This is a genomic window from Jeotgalibacillus sp. JSM ZJ347 (genome assembly GCF_044383825.1).
Taxonomy (GTDB): Bacteria; Bacillota; Bacilli; order Bacillales; family Jeotgalibacillaceae; genus Jeotgalibacillus.
In genome coordinates this window covers 525,705-550,261 of sequence record NZ_JBISEN010000001.1, presented here as the reverse complement: position 1 = coordinate 550,261, position 24,557 = coordinate 525,705, and the positions used below count along the sequence as shown (strand labels likewise).

Annotated in this window: 22 protein-coding genes and 1 other RNA gene; 3 read left to right on the top strand and 20 right to left on the bottom strand. The window is 39.4% G+C overall.

What is annotated here, in order from left to right; translation table 11 throughout:
• Window positions 1-53 precede the first annotated feature (53 nt).
• The 5 genes from ACH6CZ_RS02825 to mntR all read right to left on the bottom strand — a co-directional run bounded on the left by ACH6CZ_RS02825 (window position 54) and on the right by mntR (window position 5,314).
• Entirely contained in the window at window positions 54-1,925 is a 1,872-nt protein-coding gene (locus ACH6CZ_RS02825) for an ABC-F family ATP-binding cassette domain-containing protein (protein WP_374095903.1), read from the bottom strand.
• Window positions 1,922-2,533 carry an HD domain-containing protein gene (locus ACH6CZ_RS02820; RefSeq protein ID WP_374095902.1) on the bottom strand — a complete coding sequence of 204 codons (612 nt, stop codon included), beginning with the start codon at window positions 2,531-2,533 and terminating at the stop codon, window positions 1,922-1,924. Before ACH6CZ_RS02820 ends, ACH6CZ_RS02825 begins: the two co-directional genes overlap by 4 nt.
• Window positions 2,530-3,057: a hypothetical protein gene (locus ACH6CZ_RS02815; protein WP_374095901.1), complete on the bottom strand. Its 528-nt coding sequence runs from the start codon at window positions 3,055-3,057 to the stop codon at window positions 2,530-2,532. Before ACH6CZ_RS02815 ends, ACH6CZ_RS02820 begins: the two co-directional genes overlap by 4 nt.
• A gap of 68 nt (window positions 3,058-3,125) precedes the next feature.
• Complete coding sequence (locus ACH6CZ_RS02810; RefSeq protein ID WP_374095900.1) at window positions 3,126-4,811, bottom strand: formate--tetrahydrofolate ligase; 1,686 nt, start codon at window positions 4,809-4,811, stop codon at window positions 3,126-3,128.
• 83 nt (window positions 4,812-4,894) lie between these two features.
• Window positions 4,895-5,314, bottom strand: coding sequence for a transcriptional regulator MntR (mntR, locus tag ACH6CZ_RS02805; protein ID WP_374095899.1), 420 nt, complete (start codon window positions 5,312-5,314; stop codon window positions 4,895-4,897).
• Between the two features lie 234 nt (window positions 5,315-5,548).
• Here mntR and cspD point away from each other — a divergent pair, with 234 nt between their 5' ends.
• A complete protein-coding gene (cspD, locus tag ACH6CZ_RS02800) occupies window positions 5,549-5,752 on the top strand; it encodes a cold-shock protein CspD (protein WP_374095898.1) in 204 nt (67 codons plus the stop codon).
• Between the two features lie 58 nt (window positions 5,753-5,810).
• Here the strand turns inward: cspD and ACH6CZ_RS02795 are convergent, their stop codons facing one another.
• Both ACH6CZ_RS02795 and ACH6CZ_RS02790 read right to left on the bottom strand, forming a co-directional pair.
• Window positions 5,811-5,987 carry a zinc-finger domain-containing protein gene (locus tag ACH6CZ_RS02795; RefSeq protein WP_374095897.1) on the bottom strand — a complete coding sequence of 59 codons (177 nt, stop codon included), beginning with the start codon at window positions 5,985-5,987 and terminating at the stop codon, window positions 5,811-5,813.
• A 1-nt stretch (window position 5,988) separates the two neighbouring features.
• Window positions 5,989-6,657: a reverse transcriptase-like protein gene (locus ACH6CZ_RS02790; protein ID WP_374095896.1), complete on the bottom strand. Its 669-nt coding sequence runs from the start codon at window positions 6,655-6,657 to the stop codon at window positions 5,989-5,991.
• 91 nt (window positions 6,658-6,748) lie between these two features.
• Here ACH6CZ_RS02790 and ACH6CZ_RS02785 point away from each other — a divergent pair, with 91 nt between their 5' ends.
• A complete protein-coding gene (locus ACH6CZ_RS02785; RefSeq protein ID WP_374095895.1) occupies window positions 6,749-7,147 on the top strand; it encodes a reverse transcriptase-like protein in 399 nt (132 codons plus the stop codon).
• A gap of 12 nt (window positions 7,148-7,159) precedes the next feature.
• Here the strand turns inward: ACH6CZ_RS02785 and ACH6CZ_RS02780 are convergent, their stop codons facing one another.
• The 4 genes from ACH6CZ_RS02780 to ACH6CZ_RS02765 all read right to left on the bottom strand — a co-directional run bounded on the left by ACH6CZ_RS02780 (window position 7,160) and on the right by ACH6CZ_RS02765 (window position 12,950).
• Window positions 7,160-7,429, bottom strand: a complete 270-nt coding sequence (locus tag ACH6CZ_RS02780) for a DUF6123 family protein (protein WP_374095894.1) — start codon at window positions 7,427-7,429, stop codon at window positions 7,160-7,162.
• Window positions 7,426-8,292, bottom strand: a complete 867-nt coding sequence (locus ACH6CZ_RS02775; RefSeq protein ID WP_374095893.1) for a 5'-3' exonuclease — start codon at window positions 8,290-8,292, stop codon at window positions 7,426-7,428. The genes ACH6CZ_RS02780 and ACH6CZ_RS02775 overlap by 4 nt, the downstream gene beginning before the upstream one ends.
• 41 nt (window positions 8,293-8,333) lie before the next feature.
• Window positions 8,334-9,203 carry a sulfurtransferase gene (locus ACH6CZ_RS02770; protein WP_374095892.1) on the bottom strand — a complete coding sequence of 290 codons (870 nt, stop codon included), beginning with the start codon at window positions 9,201-9,203 and terminating at the stop codon, window positions 8,334-8,336.
• A 177-nt stretch (window positions 9,204-9,380) separates the two neighbouring features.
• Window positions 9,381-12,950, bottom strand: coding sequence for a dynamin family protein (locus tag ACH6CZ_RS02765; protein WP_374095891.1), 3,570 nt, complete (start codon window positions 12,948-12,950; stop codon window positions 9,381-9,383).
• Window positions 12,951-13,130: 180 nt separating this feature from the next.
• Here ACH6CZ_RS02765 and ACH6CZ_RS02760 point away from each other — a divergent pair, with 180 nt between their 5' ends.
• A complete protein-coding gene (locus tag ACH6CZ_RS02760) occupies window positions 13,131-13,583 on the top strand; it encodes a chemotaxis protein CheX (RefSeq protein ID WP_374095890.1) in 453 nt (150 codons plus the stop codon).
• Between the two features lie 60 nt (window positions 13,584-13,643).
• Here the strand turns inward: ACH6CZ_RS02760 and ACH6CZ_RS02755 are convergent, their stop codons facing one another.
• The 9 genes from ACH6CZ_RS02755 to ACH6CZ_RS02715 all read right to left on the bottom strand — a co-directional run bounded on the left by ACH6CZ_RS02755 (window position 13,644) and on the right by ACH6CZ_RS02715 (window position 24,552).
• Window positions 13,644-14,417 carry an SDR family NAD(P)-dependent oxidoreductase gene (locus tag ACH6CZ_RS02755; protein WP_374095889.1) on the bottom strand — a complete coding sequence of 258 codons (774 nt, stop codon included), beginning with the start codon at window positions 14,415-14,417 and terminating at the stop codon, window positions 13,644-13,646.
• A 12-nt stretch (window positions 14,418-14,429) separates the two neighbouring features.
• Window positions 14,430-15,965 carry a carboxypeptidase M32 gene (locus ACH6CZ_RS02750; RefSeq protein WP_374095888.1) on the bottom strand — a complete coding sequence of 512 codons (1,536 nt, stop codon included), beginning with the start codon at window positions 15,963-15,965 and terminating at the stop codon, window positions 14,430-14,432.
• Window positions 15,966-16,077: 112 nt separating this feature from the next.
• The gene (locus tag ACH6CZ_RS02745; RefSeq protein ID WP_374095887.1) at window positions 16,078-17,988 is read right to left on the bottom strand and encodes an ATP-dependent DNA helicase; all 1,911 of its coding nucleotides are present in this window, start codon (window positions 17,986-17,988) and stop codon (window positions 16,078-16,080) included.
• A gap of 12 nt (window positions 17,989-18,000) precedes the next feature.
• Window positions 18,001-19,143, bottom strand: a complete 1,143-nt coding sequence (locus tag ACH6CZ_RS02740; protein WP_374095886.1) for a THUMP domain-containing class I SAM-dependent RNA methyltransferase — start codon at window positions 19,141-19,143, stop codon at window positions 18,001-18,003.
• Window positions 19,144-19,268: 125 nt separating this feature from the next.
• An RNA gene (gene rnpB, locus ACH6CZ_RS02735) (RNase P RNA component class B) lies at window positions 19,269-19,648 on the bottom strand.
• Between the two features lie 62 nt (window positions 19,649-19,710).
• Window positions 19,711-20,034 (bottom strand): cell division regulator GpsB, encoded by a 324-nt coding sequence (gene gpsB / locus ACH6CZ_RS02730; RefSeq protein WP_374095885.1) that lies wholly within the window; start codon window positions 20,032-20,034, stop codon window positions 19,711-19,713.
• A 60-nt stretch (window positions 20,035-20,094) separates the two neighbouring features.
• Window positions 20,095-20,655, bottom strand: a complete 561-nt coding sequence (locus ACH6CZ_RS02725; RefSeq protein WP_374095884.1) for an SLOG family protein — start codon at window positions 20,653-20,655, stop codon at window positions 20,095-20,097.
• A gap of 383 nt (window positions 20,656-21,038) precedes the next feature.
• Window positions 21,039-22,271 carry a ribonuclease H-like domain-containing protein gene (locus ACH6CZ_RS02720; protein ID WP_374095883.1) on the bottom strand — a complete coding sequence of 411 codons (1,233 nt, stop codon included), beginning with the start codon at window positions 22,269-22,271 and terminating at the stop codon, window positions 21,039-21,041.
• Complete coding sequence (locus ACH6CZ_RS02715; protein ID WP_374095882.1) at window positions 22,261-24,552, bottom strand: DEAD/DEAH box helicase; 2,292 nt, start codon at window positions 24,550-24,552, stop codon at window positions 22,261-22,263. Before ACH6CZ_RS02715 ends, ACH6CZ_RS02720 begins: the two co-directional genes overlap by 11 nt.
• Window positions 24,553-24,557: the final 5 nt, after the last annotated feature.

The following is a 24,557-nucleotide window of genomic DNA, read 5'->3' as shown; positions in this document are numbered from 1 at the left end:
CCCAAATCTAGTTGCATTGTATCATAAGTAAAATTTCTATTGAAGAAATGGGCTTACTCAGCGTATTCAGAAAGATAACTCCATCTTTCAATGGCCTGCTCGAGCTTTTCATTTAATTCTTTTATTTCGTGATTGATTTCCTCAGCCCGCATATAGTCGCTGCCTGTTTGATTTAATTCTTCTTCAAGTAATGTAATGCTGTTTTCAATTTCCTCTATATCCGAAGTAATGGTTTCCCATTCTAATTTTTCTTTATAAGAAAGCCTTGTTTTCTCTTTTTCATTTGAGTGTTTTTGTGCCTTCACAACCTGTTGAACAGGTGCTTTGTCCTGATCATCAATTTGTTTTTCAAGATAGGTTGAATAAGCATCAAGTGTTATTTCAGGAGTGGCAGTCTCGTTTAAAATAATTAACTTTTCAGCTACTTTATCTAAAAAGTAACGGTCATGGGATACTGTAATGACCACTCCCCCGAACATGTCAAGGAAATTCTCAAGTACTGTAAGTGTTTGAGTATCCAGATCATTTGTAGGCTCATCAAGTAATAAAACATTGGGCTGCTTCATTAATAGTTTTAATAAATACAGTCTTCTCTTTTCGCCACCAGAAAGCTTATATATAGGAGTCCCGTGAACTTCAGGAGGAAACAGAAACTGTTCAAGCATTTGTGAAGCTGAAATTGAACCTTCTGCGGTTTCCACAACTTCTGCTGACTCCCTGATATACTCAATCATTCGCATCTTTTGATCCATCTCTTCTATTTCCTGTGAAAAGTATGCCATTTTAACTGTCTGTCCAATTTCTACAGTTCCCCTGTCAGGTTCAATTTTACCTGCAATCATATTCATTAATGTTGATTTTCCGCTGCCGTTCGAGCCTGCAATTCCAATTCTGTCACCCGGTGTAATCAGCAGACTGAAGTCTTTAAATAATTCACGTTCAAACGTCTTGGTTACACTCTTCAATTCGATGACCTGTTTTCCGAGCCTGCTGCTTAATGCACCAATACTGAGTTCCTGATCCTGATTTTTATCCATTGAACTTTCCAGACTTTCAAAGCGCTGTATTCTTGCTTTTTGCTTAGTTGTCCTCGCTTTTGCACCCTTTCGCATCCAGGCAAGTTCGTTTTTATATAAGTTGTTTTTTTTCTTTTCTGCTGACGCTTCCTGTTCTTCACGCTCAGCTTTTGCTTCAATAAACTGCTGGTAATTTCCTTTATATCTGAACGCTCTGCCTTTATCAATCTCAAGCATTGCATTTGATACCTGGTCAATAAAGTAGCGGTCGTGCGATACAAATAATAATGAACCTGCATATTTTTGCAGATATTGTCCAAGCCACAGGATTGCTTCATAATCCAGGTGGTTAGTCGGTTCATCAAGCAGAAGAAGATCAGGTTCTTCTAATAAAACCTGCGCAAGTGCAACTCTTTTTTTCTGACCGCCTGAAAGCGCTGAAATCCTTTTTTCTGTATCATTTATACCCAGCTTAGATAGAATTGATTTGGCTTTTGAAGCTGCATCCCAGGCATTTTCCTCATCCATCTTCTGTTGAATTTTCAGCATTCTTTCCTGCACTTCTTCAGATTCAGGATTGTTTTCGTAATCACTCATCACCAGCTGATATTCTGTCATCAGCTTTGTAACTGCTGCATCACTTTCAAATATTGTCTCCATTACCGTTTGATCGCCATTCAGCTCCGGTTCCTGATCTAAAAGTTTTACTGAATATTGTTTTGGTTTATACACTTCACCGGCATCAGGGTATTCTATCCCTGCGATCAGCTTCATCAGAGTGGATTTCCCTGTCCCGTTTACGCCAATCAATCCAACTCTGTCAGAGTCAGTAATCGTAAAAGACAAATCTTCAAAAAGGGATTTCTCACCGTAGGATTTATATACATTTAACACTTTACACTGCTTCATTTTTTACCATTCCATTCATTCAAAAATTGATCTCTATACAATTTTAAAAAACGGTCACGCTCAACTGCAATTTTGTAAGCAGTTTTTGTATGCATTTCATTCTTCAAGTTCAGTAATTTTTCACTAAAGTGTGACATCACTGAAGACTCACCCTTTTTTTGACTATGAAGTTTTACCCCACGGGCACCGCCATATGTAAATGCTCTTGCTATACCGATCGCACCAATTGCATCCAGTCTGTCTGCATCCGAAACGATTTTACTTTCAATTTGTCCCTTATATATGTGCCGGTTCCGATAACTGATCGATTTAATTTCATTAAAAAGCTCACCCTCTTCTTCTTTAGAAAGGCCTAACTTGCTTAAGATACTATTCAGAAAAGATTCAGCAGCCTGATTTGATTCGTGAAGTTTTTCGTCTCCGGCATCATGTAAAAGACTAAGCAATTCGATCAGATTGAAATTTGTAACGCCTTCCAGATCGGCGATTTTCATCGCAAGATTTCTTACTCTCACAATATGGTCCCACCCGTGACCGGTATGGTCATTTTTATAAAACGTTTTAACCGCTGACTCGGCAATTTTTAACTGTTCATTCGTAACAATCATTGTTTTTTTCCCTCTAGAAAATCCAGGGTTTCAATCACAAAATAAACCATATCTTCTATATCTCGTAGCATATCTTCCGTAATGGTTCGCTCAAAACGTACGATTGCTTCGCAATAATCCTGATTTCTTGTTGAAGAGATTTTTCTGATATCATAGCATCTGTTTTCTCCCCACTGTTCTGACAGAACCGACAATTCTTTATCAGTCCATTCAACCCCATACTTTCTGAAGACGATTGAAATGGCTGCTCCGGCTTCATTGCCCTGAGTGTCAGGCAGCAGCTCAGCTGATAATTTCTTTAAATCTGCATATAAATTCATATCCGCTTCAAATACATCTTCATCTACATAAAAAGTAAGCGTAAAGCTGCGGCAAAGTGTTGCTATATCTACCTGATCAGATCTAGTCTTAATCTTAATTGTCCCATCCAGATCCCGATCATAGACAGTCCCTTCGAGAACCGTCTTTAAGTTATCAAACGCAGTCGGATCAAACATATTATCCCCACATTCTTTCTTCGACATTATTTAGATTCAGTAATTAAAAAGCAAAAGCATCCTTTTATCGGATGCTTTGCATTTATGCGATGGAATTAAAACAAGCCTATTCCTTTTCCATCGTCAGTTACGTCCATATTTTTAGCAGCAGGAGTTTTTGGCAGTCCTGGCATGGTCATCACGTCTCCAGTCAATGCTACAAGGAAACCTGCCCCAAGTTTCGGTACAATTTCCCTTATTGTGACTTTAAATCCTTCAGGACGGCCAAATTGCGTTGGATCATCAGATAACGAATATTGCGTTTTCGCCATACAAATCGGCAAAGTGCCCCATCCATAGGCTTCAAACTGTTTAATCTGTGCTTCTGCTTTCTTAGAAAATACTGCTTCAGAACCACCATATACTTTTGTAACAATCGTATTGATCTTTTCTTTAATTGGCAGATCAAGTTTGTAAAGATAAGAAAAATCACCTGGATTTTCTATCGCTTCAATGACTTTTCCAGCAAGGTCAATTCCGCCGTTTCCACCTTTTTCCCAGACTTCAGTTAATGAGAAAGGTACCTGTACACTCTTGCAGAATTCTTCAAGAATACTGATTTCAGCTGCACTGTCTGTATGGAATTTATTAATGGCTACGACAGCCGGAAGTCCAAACTCCTGAATGGTTTCAATATGCTTTTTAAGGTTTGTTAATCCTGCTTTCAGTGATTGTGTATCTTCATGAATTAATTCTTTTTTTGACTTCCCGCCATGCATCTTAAGAGCTCTTACTGTAGCAACGATCACAACAGCATCCGGGTGTTTTTCAGTATTTCTGGTTTTAATGTTCAAAAACTTTTCAGCACCAAGATCAGCTCCGAATCCCGATTCAGTCACCACATAATCAGCAAGCTTTAAAGCAGTTTTAGTCGCAAGTACTGAGTTACATCCGTGCGCTATATTGGCAAATGGTCCACCGTGTATCAAAGCTGGTGTTTGTTCAAGCGTCTGAACAAGGTTTGGCTTTAGTGCATCTTTAAGTAATAGCGTCAGTGCACCTTGTACATCAAGGTCAGCTACCGTGACTGGTTCTCCTTGATATGTATAAGCAATGACAATATTTGATAATCGGTTTTTCATATCATTTAGATCTGAAGAAAGACATAATACAGCCATGATTTCTGATGCAACAGTAATATCAAATCCGTCTTCTCTCGGTACGCCTCTTGCAGGACCTCCAAGACCAATAACGATTTGTCTGAGTGCACGGTCATTCATATCCATGACCCGCTTCCATATGATTTTTCGCGGGTCAATCTGAAGATCATTCCCCTGATGAATATGGTTGTCGACAAAAGCAGATAAAGCATTATTAGCTGTCGTGATCGCATGAATATCGCCTGTAAAGTGAAGATTAATATCCTCCATTGGCAGCACCTGCGCATACCCTCCGCCGGTAGCACCGCCTTTTACACCCATTACAGGTCCGAGAGATGGTTCTCTTAAAGCAACCATGGAATTCTTGCCTGAAGCTTTCAGTGCATCAGCAAGACCAACGGTGACAGTCGATTTCCCTTCGCCGGCAGGCGTCGGGTTAATTGAGGTAACCAGGATTAATTTTCCGTCCTGGGCAGTTTTTAAGCGTTTGATGGTGTCAAATTTAATTTTGGCTTTATACTGACCATACATTTCGATGTCTTCAAAAGCCAGTCCTGCTCCGGCAGCTATTTCGTGAATTGGTGCCATCGAAGCAGCCTGAGCAATATCAATATCAGAAGGAACAGTTTTATTAGTCGTCATAACAAGCCTCCGCTACATGTAATAATCTAATTATAACATGTGAAACCTGGATATAAACATACAAAAACCGCCCTGCAGGCGGTTTATTGGTCTTCCTTTTCCTGTAATTTCCTAAGCTTCTCGATCAGCTCAGGTTCATTTTCAAATAATTGAACTAAATCACCGATTCTGTCAATTGAATTCCAGCTGAGATGATGCTCAATTCCTTCAACATCATTATAAATATTTTCGGCTTTTACTCCAATAACAGTTAAAAACTGTTCTAACAGTTCATGTCTGAAAACAAGTCTTTTTCCTATTTTGTTTCCTTTTTTTGTAAGAACAAGCCCTCTATATTTTTCATAGATCAAATATTCATCTTTATCCAGTTTTTGAACCATTTTTGTTACAGAGGATGGATGTACTGAAAGGGCTTCAGCAATATCTGAAACTCTTGCATACCCTTTTTGATCAATTAATAAATAAATTTGTTCAATATAATCCTCCATGCTGGGCGTTGGCATGCGGGGACCCCTCCTCCAGGAACCATGATTTTACTACTTGTAAAGTGTACTATAACGGACTAAGTGAAACAACTCTTACAGGGGGCTAATTCCCGTGATAAAGAATAGAAATGATTTTGAAAATTCAATCTTGTTATTGACTCGATTTTTAATGATGTGTATAGTAAAAATATCATTCATTGGCGAAAAGCTGATAGTGGAAATCTTTTAGGGAAATAGCAGGGAGGAAATCAGATGCATAATGGCAAAGTAAAATGGTTCAATAACGAAAAAGGCTACGGGTTTTTGGAAGTTGAAGGTGGCGATGATGTATTTGTGCATTTTACGGCCGTGCAGGGTGATGGCTACAAATCCCTAGAGGAAGGTCAGGAAGTTTCTTTCGAAATCATTGAAGGTAATCGGGGTCCTCAGGCTGCGAATGTGGTAAAAAAAGATTAATTTAAAAAGCCGGCTGATCAGCCGGCTTTTTTTGTACGCTTTTTATTTATCACAAGGACTAACTAAGCAGCCTGCCGATTGCCTGAATTTTTAAACCGACTGAACATTCAGAAATACAGAATTTATGGGCGGAAATTTTCCCTTTTTCTGATCTGAGCTGCTTTTTTATCGGGCAGGCATTACAATATGTGTTCATCAGTTCATCAACAGCTGAAATCGCCATTTGTTTTTCCATTTCAATCATCCTTCTCGTTTCTGTTCAGACTTTTAATATCTCTATTATTGAATGCCTGACTGGCTAATTTATGAGCAGTTTTGTTTTGATTCCTGCCTATATGATGGTATTCACCAGACATACCATGTTTATTTATTAGTGAATCAATTTTATCAGCCCAATTAGACAAAACCTGATCGTAACATGGCCATTCACCTGACATTTGATTCACAACAGTTAATGCATCTCCGTAACAGTGAATGATCTGCTGATGACCGTCAGCAACTTTTATTGCGTGATCAATTGCATAATAAAGCGCTGCATATTCAGCTTCGTTGTTAGAAGTAATTTGACCTAATTGTTTATTATTTTTCTCAATAAATGATTCTTCGTCTTTTTTATACTCCAATGTCCATCCGAGACCCGCCGTCTGATCCGTCTTGGAAAATGCAGCATCAAAATAAATCGTTATATTTTTTGCAGAACCTGATGTTCTACTCATCAGCTTTTTAAATTCTTTTATATTCCACTGCTGATCGAGATCATCGTGAATGACAATATCAGAGAAACGTCCGGTTTTTTCAAAATCAGCTAAAAATAATAACGCCTGATTATCATGAATCCAATCACTCTGAAATGAAACTTTTGCGCCTGAAGGGTGCTCATATTGAGCCGAAAAATAAATTTCCAAGTGCAGATCCCCCTTCCCTCATTCATTTTATTGTACAACCGAATTGTTCACGTATGCAACTGCTGATACACTACATATAGAGGTGGTCAAGATGATTGAGCTTTATATAGATGGTGCAAGTGCAGGTAATCCAGGGTTAAGCGGTGCAGGTATTTTTGTCAAGAACGGCCATAACAGTCTTCAGTATTCGATTCCTTTAGATGAAATGACAAATCATGAAGCTGAGTATGAAGCATTTATCATCGGCCTTGAAAAATGTCTGCCGTATAAAGATCAGATTATTTCATGCAAAACGGATTCTCAGGCTGTATATGCAGCAGTTGAGAAAAGGTTTATCAAAAACAGAAAATATGCACATTATCTACCGAAGATGACCCAGTTACTGGATCAGTTTGATCTCTTTTTCATTAAGTGGATCCCGGGCAAAGAAAATGCTGTTGCTGATAAGCTTGCAAGAGAAGCCATTTACAAACAAAAAAAGAAGAGCTGAGCAGCTCTTCTTTTATAATGCCATACCTTTTGCTTTTAAATGCTCTGTCATCTCATTTTTATCTTTCCACTTTCTTCCTGACAATTCTTCCAATACAGACATATAAAAACTGGAATCAAATCTTTTTTGACATTTAAGGGTAGTTTCAATTGCCATTTTAATCAATTGATCATCTGCACCGGTAAATTTTTTTCCGAAATAGATAAAGCCTATTGCTTCATCATCCAGTTTAAACCCGCGGGCATGAAGATCAGCGACAAAGTCATCTAAGGATTTATTCATTTTATACCCTGCTCCATGAATTTTTTAACAGATCTTAAACCATACTTCTCTGCTACTTCGAAAGCATGTCCGGGTAAACCATTCCAGTCTTTTGCTGAAGGTGCTTCGATCGGTACTTCACAATAAATCTCTGCAAGCTTTCTCGACAGATGCAGCATATCCTGATCCTGTATGATTTTATTTCTCTGACCGGGCGTTAACCGCTCAATGTTTTCAAGAATTCCTTCAATTGAGCCGAACTCTTTAATTAACTTAAAAGCGGTTTTCTCTCCTATACCCTTCACACCCGGGTAGCCGTCACTTGTGTCACCCATTAACCCTTTTACATCAATGAATTGACGTGGTGTGATTTCATACTCTTTGTGAAACCTTTCAAGATTATACGTATCATAAGAGCCAAAACCTTTTTTAACTAACCAGACATCTACATTTGGTCTTAACAGTTGAAGTAAATCCTTGTCGCCGCTGACGATACTTACTTTACTGTCAGCTTCATTTCTTGCAATTGTACCGATACAATCATCCGCTTCATAGCCTTTTACACCAACATTATGAAAATGGAGCTCTTCAGCTATTTCTTTAACAAGATCAAATTGCGGAATCAGTTCTTCAGGTGGTGCATTGCGATTCGCTTTATAAAGTGAAAATTCTTCGTTCCGAAATGTTTCCTTTCCCATATCCCAGCAAATCGCGACATGGGTCGGCTGAATGATCTCAGCTGCTGTTACTGTATGTTTTATAAATCCCTGTATGCCATTAGTCGGCGTACCTTCCTGATTGTACATAAATTGATTGGACACCGCTGTTGCAAAGAATGACCTGAATAAAAGCGCCATTCCATCTATTAAAAGTACGTGTTTCATGGTAATCTCCTTTTTGCCGAGCACAATTTAAACGAAGTGAATTAATCCTGCTGTTTTTTTTGTGGGATGTGTGTGGCATCCCCTAATTCAATTTCATGGTCATCATATGATACCCAATCACTGTAACTGCCCGGGTAAAGCTTTACGTTACTGAACCCCGCCATTTTTAATGCAATAAAGTTTGGACAAGCTGTTACGCCGCTTCCGCAATATACGATTAAAGGCTGTTTTTTATCCCATTCTGAGAATCTTTTAGACTGCTCTTCAGTATCAAGAAGCCAGCCGTTTTTAAAGCTGTTCACCCATTCGTTATTGATTGCGCCGGGAATATGGCCCGGGACACGGTCAATTGGCTCATGGTCTCCAATATATCTTGTATAATCCCTCGAATCAATCAGACATGCACTTTGCTTTCCATGTACAACATCTTCAACTTCTTTTCTGTCTGCAACGATATCAGATTGAACGTTGACGTTAAAAACAGTATTCTGCTTTTCCGGAATGACGTCAGTTTCCGGATATTGTTTATCAGACCACTCTTTAAAACCGCCGTTCAATAAATACACCTGCTCATGCCCGGTATACTTTAACAGCCACCAGGCTCTAGCTGCAAATGCCCCCTCACCCTGATCGTAAACAACGACCGGAATATCATTTGATACGCCTGAGCGTTCCAACTTCTGTTTTAAACGGACCAGATCCGGCAGTGGGTGACGTCCGCCGTGTGTTTGAGCTTCTCCTGACAGATCATCATTGAGATGTAAGTAATGAGCACCCGGAATATGTGCTTTTTTGTATGACTGTACCCCTGAATCAGGTGAGCTTAATTCGAATCTGCAATCCAGGATTGTAACCTTGCGATTCAGTTCAATCTGTTCTAATAACCATTCAGCAGATACTGCTGCCTGCATACCTACCCCCGCCTTTTTCTCATTAATTTTAACACATGTTCTTTCGGTTCCCAGCACCTGAATTTATAATCAGGCATTGTTTCATAACCTAGCCTTCTGCAATAGTAGACGATTTTACCAGCATTGTTTCTTTCCACCTGGAAATGAATACAGGTGGCACATACATGATACTCACGTTCATCCATGATCAGAAACCATGTTCAGTGCATGCTCAAGTTTTAAAGCATACGCTTCAGAATATAAGTTCTTCTCTGTTGTTTCAATTTGAGTTGACAGGTCTTGCTGCCAGCGCTGATATAAAGTTTCTTCAACTCTTAATAATTCCCCATTCAACCATAATGATAATTGTGCTGTTACGTCATCAATTTCAGCTGCTGCTTTATCTTTAAACTTATCTTCAAGTGCATGCTGCATAAACTTTTTCTCATTTTTTTCGAAGAAAGACTTCGTATTTTTAAACATTGATTTCTCCTCGTTAAAGTCAGATTCATGAAGCTCTTCGAAGACATGATTAAATGACAGTAAAGTGGCAGGTTCTAAGGCTGTATCCGGTTTAACTCCTTCAGGAAATACTTCGGTCAGCTGATCCCATATACGATTCAGCTCAGATCTGTAAAGCTTAAGGATCTGCTGCTCCAGTCTGTAATTGACCACCTTAAATTCCTGAGAAAAATCGAACCTGACCATATCAATACATTCAGTCATCGCCTGAGCAAGTGCTGCTTTATTTGATTTGTCATGAAAGCCTGCTGGATTGAATGCTTCTTTAAAAAAGTCTGAAAATCTGTAAAAAACACGTTGATTTACATAATGCAGCAGTTCTTTTAACTCCTGATCAGCTTGAGATTTTACGCTTTCTTTAAAAGAAGAATCGAAGTAGCTGACAAGGTTTTCTGAAAGTAAGGACAAATTCGACTTTCTCTTTTCCTTTTCTTCTTCATCAGCTCTCATCTGTTTTAAAAGAATGGTCATTCTGTTTACTGTTTGTTCATAATATTCCGCTGTATTGTTTTTAACAATTGAATCCAGCTCCTGATCAATAAACAGTGAAAACTCATCCTGAAACGCCTTCAGGCCGGAATGTTCATCATTCATTAAAGCCTGCAAGCTTGATACGCCGAATATTTTAGGTTCTTTAACACCAAACGTCTGAAGCTGCTTTCTGACATAGTTGATGACATCCTGCTTTTCCTCTTCACTTTCAGCCAGATCTACTGCGTTAACAATAAAAGACATCTTATCATGCTCAAAACTTTCTTTAACCCTGCCCATCTGAATCAAAAACTCGCGGTCTGCCCTTGCGAAAGCATGATTAAAATAAGTAACAAAAAGAATGGCATCTGAATTACGAATATAATCAAATGATACATCAGTATGTCTGGCGTTCACTGAATCCGCTCCTGGTGTATCAACCAGTGTAACACCTTTTTTTGATATAGAAGATGTTGTGTATAAATCAATTGCTTCTACAAAACAGGATTGATGCTCATTGGATACATAACCCTGAAATTCATCATACGGAATTTTTTTCGTCAGACCAAGATCAGATTTGTAATTCTCCCAGCCTTTTAAAAAAGCCCTGACGAAATTCTTTTTGGACTCTGACAAATGATGGCTACTTTTTAATACGGCAGGAAGTGTTTCAACCATTTTATCTAATGATTGAACGTCCTTTGCGTCAGCTGCCTCCTGCAGATCCTCGAGCAGCTCTGAAGCCTGCTTAAAATGAACTTTAACCGTTTGGTCCGGGTGTTCGGCATCCGGCGGATAGATCCGGTTAATGGATGCCGTCGTCGGATTTGGAGAAACGGGCAACACTTTTTCTCCAAGCATCGCATTGGCAAAGCTTGATTTCCCGGCACTGAAAGCCCCGAAAAGCGCAACTGTATATTGCTTATTTTTTAATCGTCCAGCCTGTTCTGCCAGTACTTTTGAATGTTGTTCAAACCCATTAATATCTTTTAATTCCTCAGCCAGCTGAAGGCTGTTTTGCAATAAAGTTTCTTCGTCCAATTCTGTAACCGGCACTGTATTTACAACAGCATCTTCACTCTCAGCAGACTCTTCTTCAGTAATCAGGTGATCAAGCTGAGATAACTTTTCCACTCCGGCTTCATGATTCCATTTTGATATCCACTCTTCTTTAAGAGACTGATTAGGTTCAATACGATTAAATTGACTGATCTTATTTTCTAATTCCTCAATTTGTTTTAATACATTCACTTTCTTTGTAAATTCAGTTTGTTTTGCTGTGTTTCTCACCGCATGTTCTTCTATCTGGTCATCCATTGTTTCCATGACTTCCTGTTTGATCTGCGTCATTTGGGTTTTGATTTCTTTTCTGCAATCCGCTGCAATCCCGTCACAATAATTGAGTAAAGCTTCGCCGGTAATTCCTGCACCACTTTTAACATTCTCTCTGGCAATAACAATCGGTTCAGGAATTGAGATTTTTTCAATTTTCTCACTCCAACCGGTGCGGGAAACACCTGCATGATCGAGAAACTTATATAGTGTTGACTTTGCGTGCCATACCAGCTGTTCATCAATGATCTCTTTTAGATTTTTATTCAGCTGGTCTTCCCTCAGTTCCTTTTCCTGCCTGGTCTTTTTACCGGCAAATAACCCGCCTGCTTTAAAATTAGGCTGAATAGATTCTAAGTACCGTTCAGCAAGCGTTCTTACTTCTGCAGGCATTAAATAACTTGATTTAAGTATTTTATTCATTTCCAGATCAAAGTCAGATGACCAGTCTTCAAGAGAATGTATCCGTTTATCATTAAGCTCTTCAGCTTCCTGATATATCTTTTCTTTATTTTTAATATCTTCATCACTCACAATTGAAGAATATGTCTCAACGACTTCAACTATTTCATCTTCCAGATATGACTTCATCTCTGACATTAATACATCGAGTGAACTTGCAACTGAATCAATTAACAGGTCATACTTTTCTCCTGTCATTTCAGTGATTTCGTTTTTAAGCTGTAAGCTTTGATTCATTGAATGGTCAGGTTTTTTTAAAGAGGTGTAGAAAAACTTTTCCGGCATTGCACCCCAGTCAAAAAAAGCTCTTTCAACTGCGTTTTGGTAGGTGTTAAAGGAAAGCTCCTCTTCTCTATGTTTATCTACCTGATTAATGACCGCGTAAATTTTTCTATTATGCTGTGACATATGTTTTATGTATTCAAAATTCATTTCTGATTGTACGTGATTATAATCCATGACAAAAAAGAGAAGATCAGCCAGATGTACTGCCGATTCAGTTGATCTTTTATGGGCATCATCAACTGAGTCTATTCCCGGGGTATCCAGTAAAGTGACGCCTTCAGGAAGTGTATCTGAATGCTTATAGATATCAATTCTTTTTACAGTAAGACCCTCTTTACCCAGCTTAATAATCGCCGTTTCATCCAGAGGCGGCTGCAGTTCATAAACCTTTTGGTCAGAAGTCGTCACATGCACCGGCTTTTCAACACCTGTATGTAAGGCAATTAAATTGGCACTCGTTGGAATAGGACTCGAAGGCAGGAGTTTTTCACCAGTCAGATAGTTAATCATTGCTGACTTTCCTGCTGAAAAATGTCCGCAAAACGCAATAACGATTTCTTCCCGGTATAGCTTTTCTGCAAGATGCATCGTTTTTTCTGCTCTTTCATGATCACCATAATGAGCAGCTTTATTATAAAATCCGATCAGTTTATCTAATAATTCGTCTTTCCGGATGTCAAAATCCGTTTTATTCACAGTAACCATTCCTTTAAATTCGATTGATAATAAGACATTTCTATATTCATTTACCATTGTATCGAAAAATAGATTAGAACGTTAAAGAAATTAAATCATTTTAAAAAGAAAATTCAATAAACTATTTAATAAGTATAAAGTAATGGTATAATATAATCATTATTTATAGTGGAGGTAAAGATGAGCACTTCAAAAGTAGTGAGTAATTTATTAAATGGAATGGTTCATTCTATCCGGAGTGTTGTTCCTGTATCAATTGAACATAGTAATCCATCTGTTTTAACAGTCCCTTATAAACAGGATCAGATCGCCGTATTAATCGGAATGACTGGGGAGATAAAAGGAAATATTCTTATTGATGGCGGTAAGCAGCATTTTAGCAGTCTTGGCCATACAATGTATGGTATGCACCTGGAAGGTGACATGCTTGTTTCTTTCATCGGAGAGATCGGCAACATGATCGCGGGTAATCTGACAACTTATATTTCTTCTGAAGGAGTAGAAATGGATATTACACCTCCTTCTGTCATGTCGGGTGAAGCTACTCTTCATAACTTCAAACAGGCAATTCATTTACCTTTTAACGCTGCAGGAATTGGTCAATTTTCAATTCTGGTCTCTATTCAACAGTAAAAAACAGAATTCTACTATAGAATTCTGTTTTTTATGTGAAGCTGATATAAACTAAACTTTTTAAAACCCGTTAATCGTCATCCCGCCATCAACAAACAATGTTTGTCCTGTCACATAGCTTCCCGCTTCTGAAGAAAGGAAGAGTGCAGGTCCAATCAGTTCTTCCACCTGACCAACTCTTTTTAAAGGTGTAACGGCTAAAATTTCATTAAGATAATTTTCATCTTCTAGTAAGTGTTTTGTCAAAGGTGTTTCAAAATACCATGGTCCAATTGAATTCACTCTGACGCCTTTGCTTCCCCACTCGTAGGCAAGGACTTTAGTCATCTGGATCATCGCTGCTTTAGATGCTGCATAAACCACACCTGTTTTAAGTGCCACATGACCTGCAACAGATGATACAGATAGAATGCTGCCCCCACTTATCTGCTCCTGCATTTTTGCTCCTACAGCCTGCGACATCATAAACGCTGATTTCACATTCGTATCCATAATTCTGACCCACTCTTCTTCTGTAACATCATTTGCTTTTGATCGAATATTCATACCCGCGTTATTTACCAGAATATCAATCTGCTGATGTTCTTTATAAATCTCAGTAACAGTGGATTTTAATTCTGCAGTGTTTGTCACATCTACCGGGTAGACTGAAGCCTTGCCTCCGAGCTGTTCAATGTCACTCTTTACCTGTTCAAGTTCTGATTGTGTACGTGAACAAAGTATGACTTCAGCCCCTGCCTGGGAAAATCCAATTGCCAGAGCGCGCCCAATCCCTCTGCCTGCTCCTGTGATAATTGCTTTTTTCCCTTCTAATCTGAACGAAGGAAGCTCCATATTTCCCACTCCTTATTTTGCAAGTTCAAGGTCATATAATTCAGCATATTTGTCTTGCAGATATTTAATAAGATAGTCTGCATTTAGCCCTTCACCAGTAGCTTCCTCCAGTATTTCAAGCGGCTTTTTCGTCTTACCGAAACGGTGGACTTTTTCTGTCATCCAGTTTTTAATCGGTGCGATTTCACCATTTTTGATGTATTTATCAAACTGAGGAAGATCTTTTTGCATCGCATGCTTGAATTGTGCAGCGTACATATAGCCAAGGGCATATGAAGGGAAATAGCCAAATGCGCCTCCTGACCAGTGAACATCCTGCAGAATTCCTTCAGCATCATCAGTTGGTGTTACACCTAAATATTCTTCATACTTTTGATTCCATACTTTCGGCAGTTCATGCACTTCATATACACCGTTAAAGAGACCTTTTTCAATTTCATATCTGATCATAATGTGCAGGGCATATGTCAGCTCATCTGCATCGACTCTGATCAGTGAGGGTTTTGATTCATTAATCCCTGATAGAAACTCTTCAACAGTTACGTCGTTGAATTGTTCAGGTGAATATTCTTTCAGTGCAGGCAAATGACAACGCCAGAATTCCGGATGACGACCTACGAAATTTTCCATGAATAATGATTGTGATTCATGAATCCCCATAGAAGTTCCACCGCTGAGTGGTGTACCGGTAAGTGCCGGGTCAATATTCTGTTCATACAGTGCATGACCACATTCATGAATTGTGCCAAAGATTGCCCCGCGGAAATCCAGTTCATCATAACGTGTAGTGATTCGTACATCTCCAGTATTCAGTCCTGTTGCAAATGGATGAACGGTTTCATCCAGTCTGCCGGCATCAAAGTCATAGCCGAGTTCTTTTAGAACATGTAAGCTGAATTCACGCTGTGCCGATTTCGGGAAGCGTTTATATATAAATGAGGTTTCAGGCTTAACAGGTGAAGCTTCAATGCCTTTAACAAGCGGCACAATTGCCTCTCTGACACGCCCAAACACCTCATCTAGCACCTCAACTGTAACGCCTGGCTCATACATATCAAGAAGTGTGTTATAAGGATTGTCCTCATAGCCCCAGTACTCAACAAATCGTCTAGTCGTGTCCACAAGCTCTTTTAAATAAGGTTCAAACAAAGCAAAGTCCGAGTTTTCACGTGCTTCTTCCCAGACACTTTCAGACTTGGATTTTAACACGACATACTTTTTGAACTCATCCTCAGGAATTTTACGATTGCGGTTAAATTCTTTTTCGCATTCTTCAAGCATTTTCACTGTAAGTTCATCAAGTTCACTTTTATGATGATTCAGTTCATTTATGTATTCAGCCATTTGATCGGATGTTGAAAGGTTAAACACCTCAGATGAAAGGGTGCCGATCACTTCTGAGCGCTGTTCAATCGCTTTTTTAGGGGCACCTGTGCGTAAATCCCAAAAAATTAAGCCTAAAGCTTCCTGATATGCAGAAATCTTCTTAAGATGGTTAACAAAATCTGTCTTTACTGTTTCTAAAGTCAAACTAATCCCTCCAGTCATTTATCATTTACATCTTATCATACTTTTCTGAAAAAATGATGAATCTATTTCGGTATCTGAAATAATATACAAAAAGAAACTGAGAAAGTGAATCTCAGTTTCTTTTTTAAGCTTATTTAATTATTTCCGGTTCAACAGGCAGTATCTTTTTAATTTCAGGAATCCATTTTTCTTCATCAGGTGACAGGAAGATCGTAATCTTTCCTTTATCAGAAGAAGAACGGATCAGTCTGCCTGCCCCCTGCTGTAATCTGAGCAGCATGTAAGGCAGATCTACATCTTCGATTGGATTTGAAGTGTGATTGCGCTTCGCTTCAAAAACCGGATCATCAGGCGGAAATGGCAGGGACTCAATAATAACCTGATTCAGACTCAGACCTGGTACATCAAGGCCCTCCCATAGATTAATAGAAGAAAGAACCGATGAAGTATCCTCCTGAAATTTTTCGACAAGGGTGCTGATTTCTTCATCCCCCTCAAAAAGACATTGCTTTTGGTCGATCTGATTTGTAAACCTGAATAAATCCTGATCTTCATGATTATTGAATAAAATCAGAGATCCGCCATCATTGAGATTTACAATTTCAGAAACAACAGCTGCACGTTCATGCTGTTCAAGTATCCGGATCTGAATGTTCATCACGTCGTCATAGTCATATGGTGATTCAACAGTAAATGATGAATAGTCATCAATACCAAGACTTGATGCTAAATATGAAAAGTCTTCATCTACTGAAAGTGTGGCCGATGAAAAAATAAATGGCAGTTTTTTCGAAAAGACCTCTTCTCTCAAAATTTCTTCAACCATTCTCGGCATAATGACTAACCTTTCATCATCAAAATGTTCCTCAAGCCAGATTATGGCGTTATCATCTTCAACCAGCAGCTTTAAAGAGAATAATACGGTTTCAAGGTACTCTTCTGAAATTTTCAGGTCATATTCATCTATGACATATAATTCTGATTCAAAAACCAGCTCTTCAAGTAAAGAATCGATGGATTTTTTTAAGTTTGCAGAAGCCTGTATCAATCGATCGGTTTTCGTAATTTTCATTCTTTCCGAGCTTCTGTCAGCACTCCGGCTGATTAATGAAAACCAGTTATCATGTAATTCCAGAATGGAATCAATGAGTAACAGCGTTTTTTCTCTTACATCATTTCCGGAAAGCTTGGATAGAACTTTCTCCATAGATTGAAGGGAAGTTTTATAAGTCAGCGCTTTTTGTGCAGCATATTCGAGCAGGTGCCCTTCATCAAAAATAACAGAGCTTGCTTCCGGCAGTAAGGGCAGCTGACCTTCTCTGACCCGGGCATCCTTTGTCCAGATATGTTCCATATAAAAGTCGTGTGAACAGACAATCAGATCTCCAGCCTGCCGGTAGTATTCCCTGTGAAGCGTTTGTCCGCAACGGTGTCTGACATCACAGCTCAGACAATCCTGTAGAGAATCATAATTGACAGCCTGCCACTGCTCATCATCTAAATACGGATATTCTTTGCGGTCACCATAAGGATAAAACGAGGACATAGACCCAGCCCCGTAGACGAATTCCGGCAGCTGCAGGTACACATCTTCAATTGCTTCATCTTCTGTACGTTTATCGGCTTCATCGAGCTTCTTTAAACATAAATACTGCTCTCTTGATTTCGCAAGTCTAACATCGATTTCCAGATCAAGCATCTGCTCTATTTTTTTAATATCCCCAGTTGGTTTAACCAGCTGTTCAATGAGCGTTTCATCAGCACATGCAATGATTGCAGGTCTTCCTGTATATCTGGCATACGCCACTGCGTAAAGAAGGTAAGCGATGGTTTTACCTGTGCCTACACCAGCTTCAGCAAAGATGACAGATTTATTTTTAAATGCCTGTTCAAGCTGAAAAGCCATAAAAATCTGCTCATCTCGTAATTCTAATCCTTTTTCCGGTAAAATATCGTAAAACACATCACCAATCCAGTCACCTAGTGCTTCATAAAATGACTGATCACTCGTTACTGGAAAAGGAAGGCTTTTTGTATTCATTCAATCATTCCCTTAATCATTTTTACGTTTAGGACGCTGACCAAAATACTGATAATAATCAGTACGGATAAAGCCGTTAAACAGTTTACGTTTTTTCGTTGCTTTCTTGCCATATAAGTCTTCAAAGTCAGGGTGAGATGTAATAATATATTTTGACCATGTCGGGTATTGTTCAAATACCTGACCCATATCACGATACATTTTTTCAACCTCTTCTTCTTCCCCGATCCGTTCACCGTATGGAGGGTTTCCTACAATCACACCGTAATCATTGTCAGCAGTAAAATCTTTTACCTGCATCTGTTTAAATTGAATTAAGTCTCCAAGACCTGCTTCAATCGCATTCTCTTTGGCCACTTCAATCATTTTATGATCTACATCTGTTCCGTAGATTTCAAGCGGCTGATCATAATTTGCAGCTGCTTCTGCGTCTTCTCTTACTCTATCCCAGATTGAATCAGGAATGATTGGCCATTCCTCTGAAATAAATTCCCGGTTGAAACCAGGCGCGATATTCTGTCCGATTAATGCTGCTTCAATTGGAATGGTACCTGATCCGCAAAACGGGTCATGAAAAGGTCTGTCAGGACGCCAGTTTGTTAATTTAATCAGTGCAGCAGCCATTGTTTCTTTTAATGGCGCTTCCCCCTGACCTGTACGATAACCCCTTTTATGAAGTCCAGACCCGCTTGTATCTACTGTCAGTGTAACTTTATCGTTTCTGATCGCTACTTCAATTTTATAAGTCGGGCCGCTTTCTTCAAGAAAACTCATTCTCTTATACGCTGCCTTCATGCGCTCTACGATTGCTTTTTTCACGATGGATTGACAGTCAGGCACACTGTAAAGCTTTGATTTAACCGACTTTCCAGATACCGGAAATGCAGCATCCACAGGCATTAATGTTTCCCATGGTATCGCTTTAGTACCTTCAAACAATTGGTCAAAAGAATAGGCATTAAACTCACCCATGACAAGCTTTACACGGTCTGCAGTACGCAGCCACATATTAGCTCTTACAATCGCAAGCTCATCACCTTCAAAGAATACTTTCCCGTTCTCTACCGTTGTTTTATAACCAAGGTCTTTTACTTCTCTTGCAACAATTGATTCAAGACCCATCGCTGCAGTAGCAACTAATTTATAAATAGCCATATGTCACCTCTGATAATGTTTATTCTATATTCATCATACCCTGATTCGAAAGAAAAAAGGCAGACCTCCTGAAATCGGTCATGCCTTCTGATCATGTCATTATAAAATTGGTCAACCAGCTAATGGTCTGTAAGCCATGTTTTGTTCAAGCGTACTTAAGCGCCTGTTAAGCTCGTACGACAAGTGGCAATCATCTATCTGCCGGCAATCATGCCGGCCTCTCCCTTTGTTCATTTCCTCCGGGAAAGTGCCTCTACCATTGTTTGAGTTTCTCACTCGTGGGGTTTACCTCGTTCCACTTCTGTCATTTCTGACAGAACTTCGTCACTGTGGCACTTTCAAGAGATGCATACCATATCATTAAGACTTAGGTATCCTCTCTGCCGTCAGCCTGACTCATCAGGCTGCCTCCGCTTATTTTTTCGCGAAGCACGAACACTACGGGCATCTCAGCGCCGTGTGAGCATGGACTTTCCTCTGCATAAAGCAGCAATTGCCCAACCATTTAGCCGGTTTAGCCAAAATCAAATTATACAGTGAACAGTCACGTTTAGCAAGCAGCTTTTATTACCTGTCTTCGTATAATTTTCTCCCAAACACTTCTTTTTCCAGATTTGACAGCCTCTTTAAGATATCAAAATTAGTTGTTCCACTTGCAGTTGTTTGCGGCTGCGTCTGCTGAACTGCCGATCTGCGCTGAGGTTCATTGCTTTTTTGCGCTTTTTTCAATTCATTTTCAAGTGTTTCAATCCGCTCATTAAATGTTTCGTAATCTTTGATGATCTGATCAAGAAAAGCATCTACTTCTTCCGGCTTATAGCCTCTCATTGCTGTTTTAAATTCACGTTCAAGTATTTCTTTAGCTGTTAATTGTGCCACGTCATTTTTCATTCATATTCACCTCGGCTATCATATACAGTATATTTATTTTTCCAAAAAGGAGGTCGCTTGTCAATCAGGTTCTGATTCATTCAGCGCTTCTTCATCTGCAATCCACTGCAAATCCTGAAAATCAACTCTAATGATTTCCAAATTATTTTTTTCAGCAAAGTTTTTGGCTTTTTTTATCAGAAAGCCTGGAGAACCTTCTTTTTCTTCATCATAGATGATAAGTAATCCATCAGCCTTACCCAGTAAAAAGTCGTCCCTGTTTCTGAACTGGGAAGGATCTGTATAAGGTTTGTTAGACACTGACGCTGTGAAATCAGCGCCTTTTAAAATCGTTTCATAGTTCATCTGATTTTCTTCATTCCAGTTTTCTTCCTGATTTAAAAAAGGTGTAATGACAGCAAGCTGCAGTTCGGGATATTCTTCTTTCAACTGAATAACCACTTCAGCAGCCCATTGTTCTACACCGAGCCCGCCGGATACAATCACCCATTCCAGACCTTCTTCAATAAGTGCTGTCAAACGCTGTCTAATCGCTTTTTTTATAATGCCAACAGCAGGGTCACTGGACTTAAAAAGGCCGAGCTCATGCGCTTTATATCCGGAGATCATAAGTGTTTTCATACTATCACCGCAATTTCTAAAAGAAATAAAAGCGGCGGGACTATTTTATCCTGCCGCTTCTGGATGCCGAAACTCAGCTACTTTATCCGGTTCATCACTTATTATAATACAGAAAGCTGATCTCCAATTGCTGAGAATACGTAAGCAGTAGCTCCAATCACGAAGAAAAACAACAATAACAGTAATTTTCTCATACTTTCAACCCCAAATAATATCAATAATTTAATAGTACAATTGTTTCGAAAAGTAAACAACCACCTAGCAAACATAGATTCTTGTCTATTTTGTGACAATTCTGTAACTTGAGCTGTTTTCCTGTTGATTTAGATTGGAGAAAAGCTGTTTTAATCGTCGTATTATGCGCTTCCCCGGGAAATATTATTTTATTTATTTCCACTTAATTTCCCGGAAATACGGTTTAACCTGTGCTTAATATGATCAAGATTTTTTTGTTTTTGTTCTTCTTTCATCGTTTCAGCATCAAGGGCTTTTATCGCCTTAGCAGCGTAGAAATAGGCCCCGCTGAAATCCTTTTCTTTATGTTCATATATTTTTGAGATCTCAATTGCTGAAATCCTCTGCTCTTTGGGAAGTCCTTTTTCAAGGGAAATATTGAATAACTCTACTGCATGATTGAACTGCTGCTGTTTTTTATATTCAAATGCCAGGTGAAAAGCAGCTGAAGGATTCTGGTCCATTTCATAAGAATCTTTTAAATATTTCTCTGAACGCTGATATTCTCCTTCTTTTTTAAACCACTTTCCTGTTTCCAGCTTTTCTATACTGTTCTGATGCTGATCAGTTCCAAGCAGCTGTAAACTGATGTGGGTGTACAAAGTGATTAAAGATAAAATGTCTTTTTCATTATGATCAAGCACTTTCAGCATCCCCTCAGGGTGCTTTCTTTCTACAAAATCAAAGTAAATGGCAGGAGCAAGATACCCCGGTATGTCGTCTTTTCTTTGAAATCCGAGCTTCTCTTCCTCCAGACTTTTTAGTTTCAGTGACTTCAAACTGCTTTTCCAAATCCTTTTTGCAGCATGATATAAATCAAAATGACCTGTTTGAGGTAATTTTGGTACATGGTTTCGAATCAGCGTATGACGGGATTGTACCTGCGGCCAGTCAAATGACTTACCATTAAAGGTGACAAGTGTTTCATAATTAACATTCTCTAAAAAACTTAAATATAGCGCAATTTCATTAGAAGGGTCAGTTAAAATATGCTGTTTTAAAACTAATTTATCCCTCTCAAACTTCGCATATCCAAGCAGGAAAATTGAAGTCCCTGTTCCGCTTAAACCAGTTGTTTCTGTATCAAAAAAGAATAGATCCTGAGCTTGATAGCCTTGTGCAGACAAAGAATGGTTAAAGTCAGTCCGATTCCATGCTTCAACAACGTTTAAAAAATCCGAAAGCAGGTATTGCCCATGCTGATAATTTACCGGGAAATGAACTTCTCTGATCAGACAATGCTGATCCTCATAAGTAAAGACATCTGTATGATTTTCTTTCCAAATATCCATATGAGGCAGTTTTTCAGCATTAATTAAGGGTTTTTCCTCACTCTGATTCAGATGTGGTTTCATTCTTGCGAGTTTCTTTTTAAGATCCATTTGCATTACTCTCCATCGCATCCGCAAATAATGTAAGCAGTGTAAAAGCATCCTTTTTTCCACCAGTGAATGAAATCTCGGTTCCTACGCAGGAAGGACATCCCTGCTCACAATGGCATTCCTTCACTAATGATGCTGCCTCTCTGATCAGCGTGCTGCCTGTTTCGTATACTTTTTCACTCAATCCGATTCCGCCCGGATAACGGTCATAAATGAAAATAGTTGGTAATTGATTATGCACTGCTTTCACCTGTGGCGTAATCTGAATATCCTGAGGGTCACACATAACATACACCGGGACAATTGCCTTTAATGCATGTGCAGCACCAATGAGACCCTGTTCAATACGCTCATCAGTCATTTCGTGAAGATCTTCACTTAATGCGAACCATGCAGCACTTGTGTGTAGCTCCTCTTCCGGAAGATCAATCGGACCGGAACCGATGTTTTCATGTGTATCAAATTTAATTTTCTTAAAGATCGTTGCCATTGCCCTTACTGACACATCACCGTAGGAAACCCTGGCATGATCGGTATCTTTACATTTATCTTCTTCCAGGACAGATAACTGAACGGCAAGATTAGCATCTGTATAGTAATCGACTTCAACTTCTCTGACGAAAGCTTTCTTCTCTTCCCAATCAAGAAATTCAACCTGATATTGAACGCCCTGATGAAGATAAATGGCTTCATCATGCAGCAGCGTCATTGCACTGAAGCGGTCCATTTCACCAAGCACCTTGTGATCTGCGGTTTCGGTTTGATCTATGATCACGACGTTTTCCTGGGAAGCTGAACGAAGACTGATGTTATGCGCGGGAAAAGCGTCATTCATCCAATGCCACTTTCCTCCTGAAAAATGCAGTACGCGTTCTTCGGTCAGGTATTCGAGCAGGTCGGCAGGGTCAATCTCTCCAAAAAGCTCGTCCTGTTCAAAAGGCAGTTCAAATGCTGCACACTTTAAATGATCAAGCATGATGATAATATTTTCAGGGTTAATTCTTGCAGTTTCCGGACTAGCTTCTAAAAAATAGTCCGGATGCTGGATCACAAACTGATCAAGCGGACTCGAGCTCGCCACCATGATAATTAAAGCTTCCCCCTGTCTTCGTCCTGCGCGACCTGCCTGCTGCCAGGCGCTCGCGATGGTTCCCGGGTACCCGGTCATGACACAGGCCTGAAGTTGTCCAATATCCACACCGAGTTCCAATGCGTTGGTACTGACGACGCCGTATACGTCCCCTGTCCGGAGACCTTTCTCGATTTCTCTTCGTTGAGTAGGAAGATATCCTCCACGGTAGCCCCTGATTGATTTTGGTCCCAGCTCATTTTTGACCAGTTCCTGTAAATAAGTAAGTATAATTTCAACTCTTACTCTGCTTCTGGCAAATACAATGGTCTGAATTTTTTCTTTTAACAGTAAACCTGCGATCCTTCTAACTTCTAAAGTGGCGCTCCGTCTGATATTCATCTGATGGTTCACAACCGGAGGGTTATAAAACACGAAGTGCTTTTTAGCTGATGGCGCGCCGTTTTGATCGATCAGTTTCATTGCTTTACCGGTCAGATTTTCTGCAAGCTCTTTAGGGTTGGCAATGGTTGCTGACGTACATATAAATACCGGATCACTTCCGTAAAACTTACAAATCCTTTTTAACCGCTTGATTACATTTGCGACATGACTGCCAAAAACCCCGCGATAAATATGAAGTTCATCAATTACGACATATTTAAGATTCTCAAAAAGCGATACCCACTTTGTATGATGTGGAAGTATCGCTGAATGCAGCATATCAGGATTTGTAATCACTATATGACCGGCTTTACGAACCTTCTGACGGATTCCAGCCGGGGTGTCGCCATCATAAGTATAGGAATTGATCTGGGCCTCTGCTAACTCAAGCAGTTCATTCAGTTCGGTTTTCTGGTCCTGTGCGAGTGCTTTTGTCGGGAAGATATATAAAGCACGGCTGTATTTGTCATTCATAATCTGATGGATGACAGGAAGATTGTAACAAAGCGTTTTCCCGGATGCTGTTGGTGTAACAGCAGTAATCGAATGGCCTTTACTGACTGATTCAAACGCTTCAGACTGATGTGAGTAAAGCTGCCCTATTCCTCTGCGTTCCAGTGCTTTTAGTAAATCAGGGTGAACGCGGTTCGGAAGCGGGGAGTATACCGCTTCCTTAGGTTCTATTGTATGCCATTTAATAATTTGATCTGAAATTTCACGATTTTGTCTAAAACTTTCTGCGATTTCACTGAGCGTCTTTTTACGCATGCGAT

Bases quoted from the DNA above. Each gene is read 5' to 3' on its own strand.
- ACH6CZ_RS02725 (WP_374095884.1), bottom strand. From the start codon at position 20,655: ATGAAAACACTTATGATCTCCGGATATAAAGCGCATGAGCTCGGCCTT.
- mntR (WP_374095899.1), bottom strand. From the start codon at position 5,314: ATGCCAACGCCCAGCATGGAGGATTATATTGAACAAATTTATTTATTA.
- ACH6CZ_RS02745 (WP_374095887.1), bottom strand. From the start codon at position 17,988: ATGAATACAAAAAGCCTTCCTTTTCCAGTAACGAGTGATCAGTCATTT.
- ACH6CZ_RS02780 (WP_374095894.1), bottom strand. From the start codon at position 7,429: ATGAATAAATCCTTAGATGACTTTGTCGCTGATCTTCATGCCCGCGGG.
- cspD (WP_374095898.1), top strand. From the start codon at position 5,549: ATGCATAATGGCAAAGTAAAATGGTTCAATAACGAAAAAGGCTACGGG.
- ACH6CZ_RS02775 (WP_374095893.1), bottom strand. From the start codon at position 8,292: ATGAAACACGTACTTTTAATAGATGGAATGGCGCTTTTATTCAGGTCA.
- ACH6CZ_RS02770 (WP_374095892.1), bottom strand. From the start codon at position 9,203: ATGCAGGCAGCAGTATCTGCTGAATGGTTATTAGAACAGATTGAACTG.
- ACH6CZ_RS02720 (WP_374095883.1), bottom strand. From the start codon at position 22,271: ATGGATCTTAAAAAGAAACTCGCAAGAATGAAACCACATCTGAATCAG.
- ACH6CZ_RS02755 (WP_374095889.1), bottom strand. From the start codon at position 14,417: ATGGAGCTTCCTTCGTTCAGATTAGAAGGGAAAAAAGCAATTATCACA.
- ACH6CZ_RS02760 (WP_374095890.1), top strand. From the start codon at position 13,131: ATGAGCACTTCAAAAGTAGTGAGTAATTTATTAAATGGAATGGTTCAT.
- gpsB (WP_374095885.1), bottom strand. From the start codon at position 20,034: ATGAAAAATGACGTGGCACAATTAACAGCTAAAGAAATACTTGAACGT.
- ACH6CZ_RS02750 (WP_374095888.1), bottom strand. From the start codon at position 15,965: ATGACTGGAGGGATTAGTTTGACTTTAGAAACAGTAAAGACAGATTTT.
- ACH6CZ_RS02815 (WP_374095901.1), bottom strand. From the start codon at position 3,057: ATGTCGAAGAAAGAATGTGGGGATAATATGTTTGATCCGACTGCGTTT.
- ACH6CZ_RS02795 (WP_374095897.1), bottom strand. From the start codon at position 5,987: ATGGAAAAACAAATGGCGATTTCAGCTGTTGATGAACTGATGAACACA.
- ACH6CZ_RS02820 (WP_374095902.1), bottom strand. From the start codon at position 2,533: ATGATTGTTACGAATGAACAGTTAAAAATTGCCGAGTCAGCGGTTAAA.
- ACH6CZ_RS02740 (WP_374095886.1), bottom strand. From the start codon at position 19,143: ATGGCTATTTATAAATTAGTTGCTACTGCAGCGATGGGTCTTGAATCA.
- ACH6CZ_RS02785 (WP_374095895.1), top strand. From the start codon at position 6,749: ATGATTGAGCTTTATATAGATGGTGCAAGTGCAGGTAATCCAGGGTTA.
- ACH6CZ_RS02715 (WP_374095882.1), bottom strand. From the start codon at position 24,552: ATGCGTAAAAAGACGCTCAGTGAAATCGCAGAAAGTTTTAGACAAAAT.
- ACH6CZ_RS02825 (WP_374095903.1), bottom strand. From the start codon at position 1,925: ATGAAGCAGTGTAAAGTGTTAAATGTATATAAATCCTACGGTGAGAAA.
- ACH6CZ_RS02810 (WP_374095900.1), bottom strand. From the start codon at position 4,811: ATGACGACTAATAAAACTGTTCCTTCTGATATTGATATTGCTCAGGCT.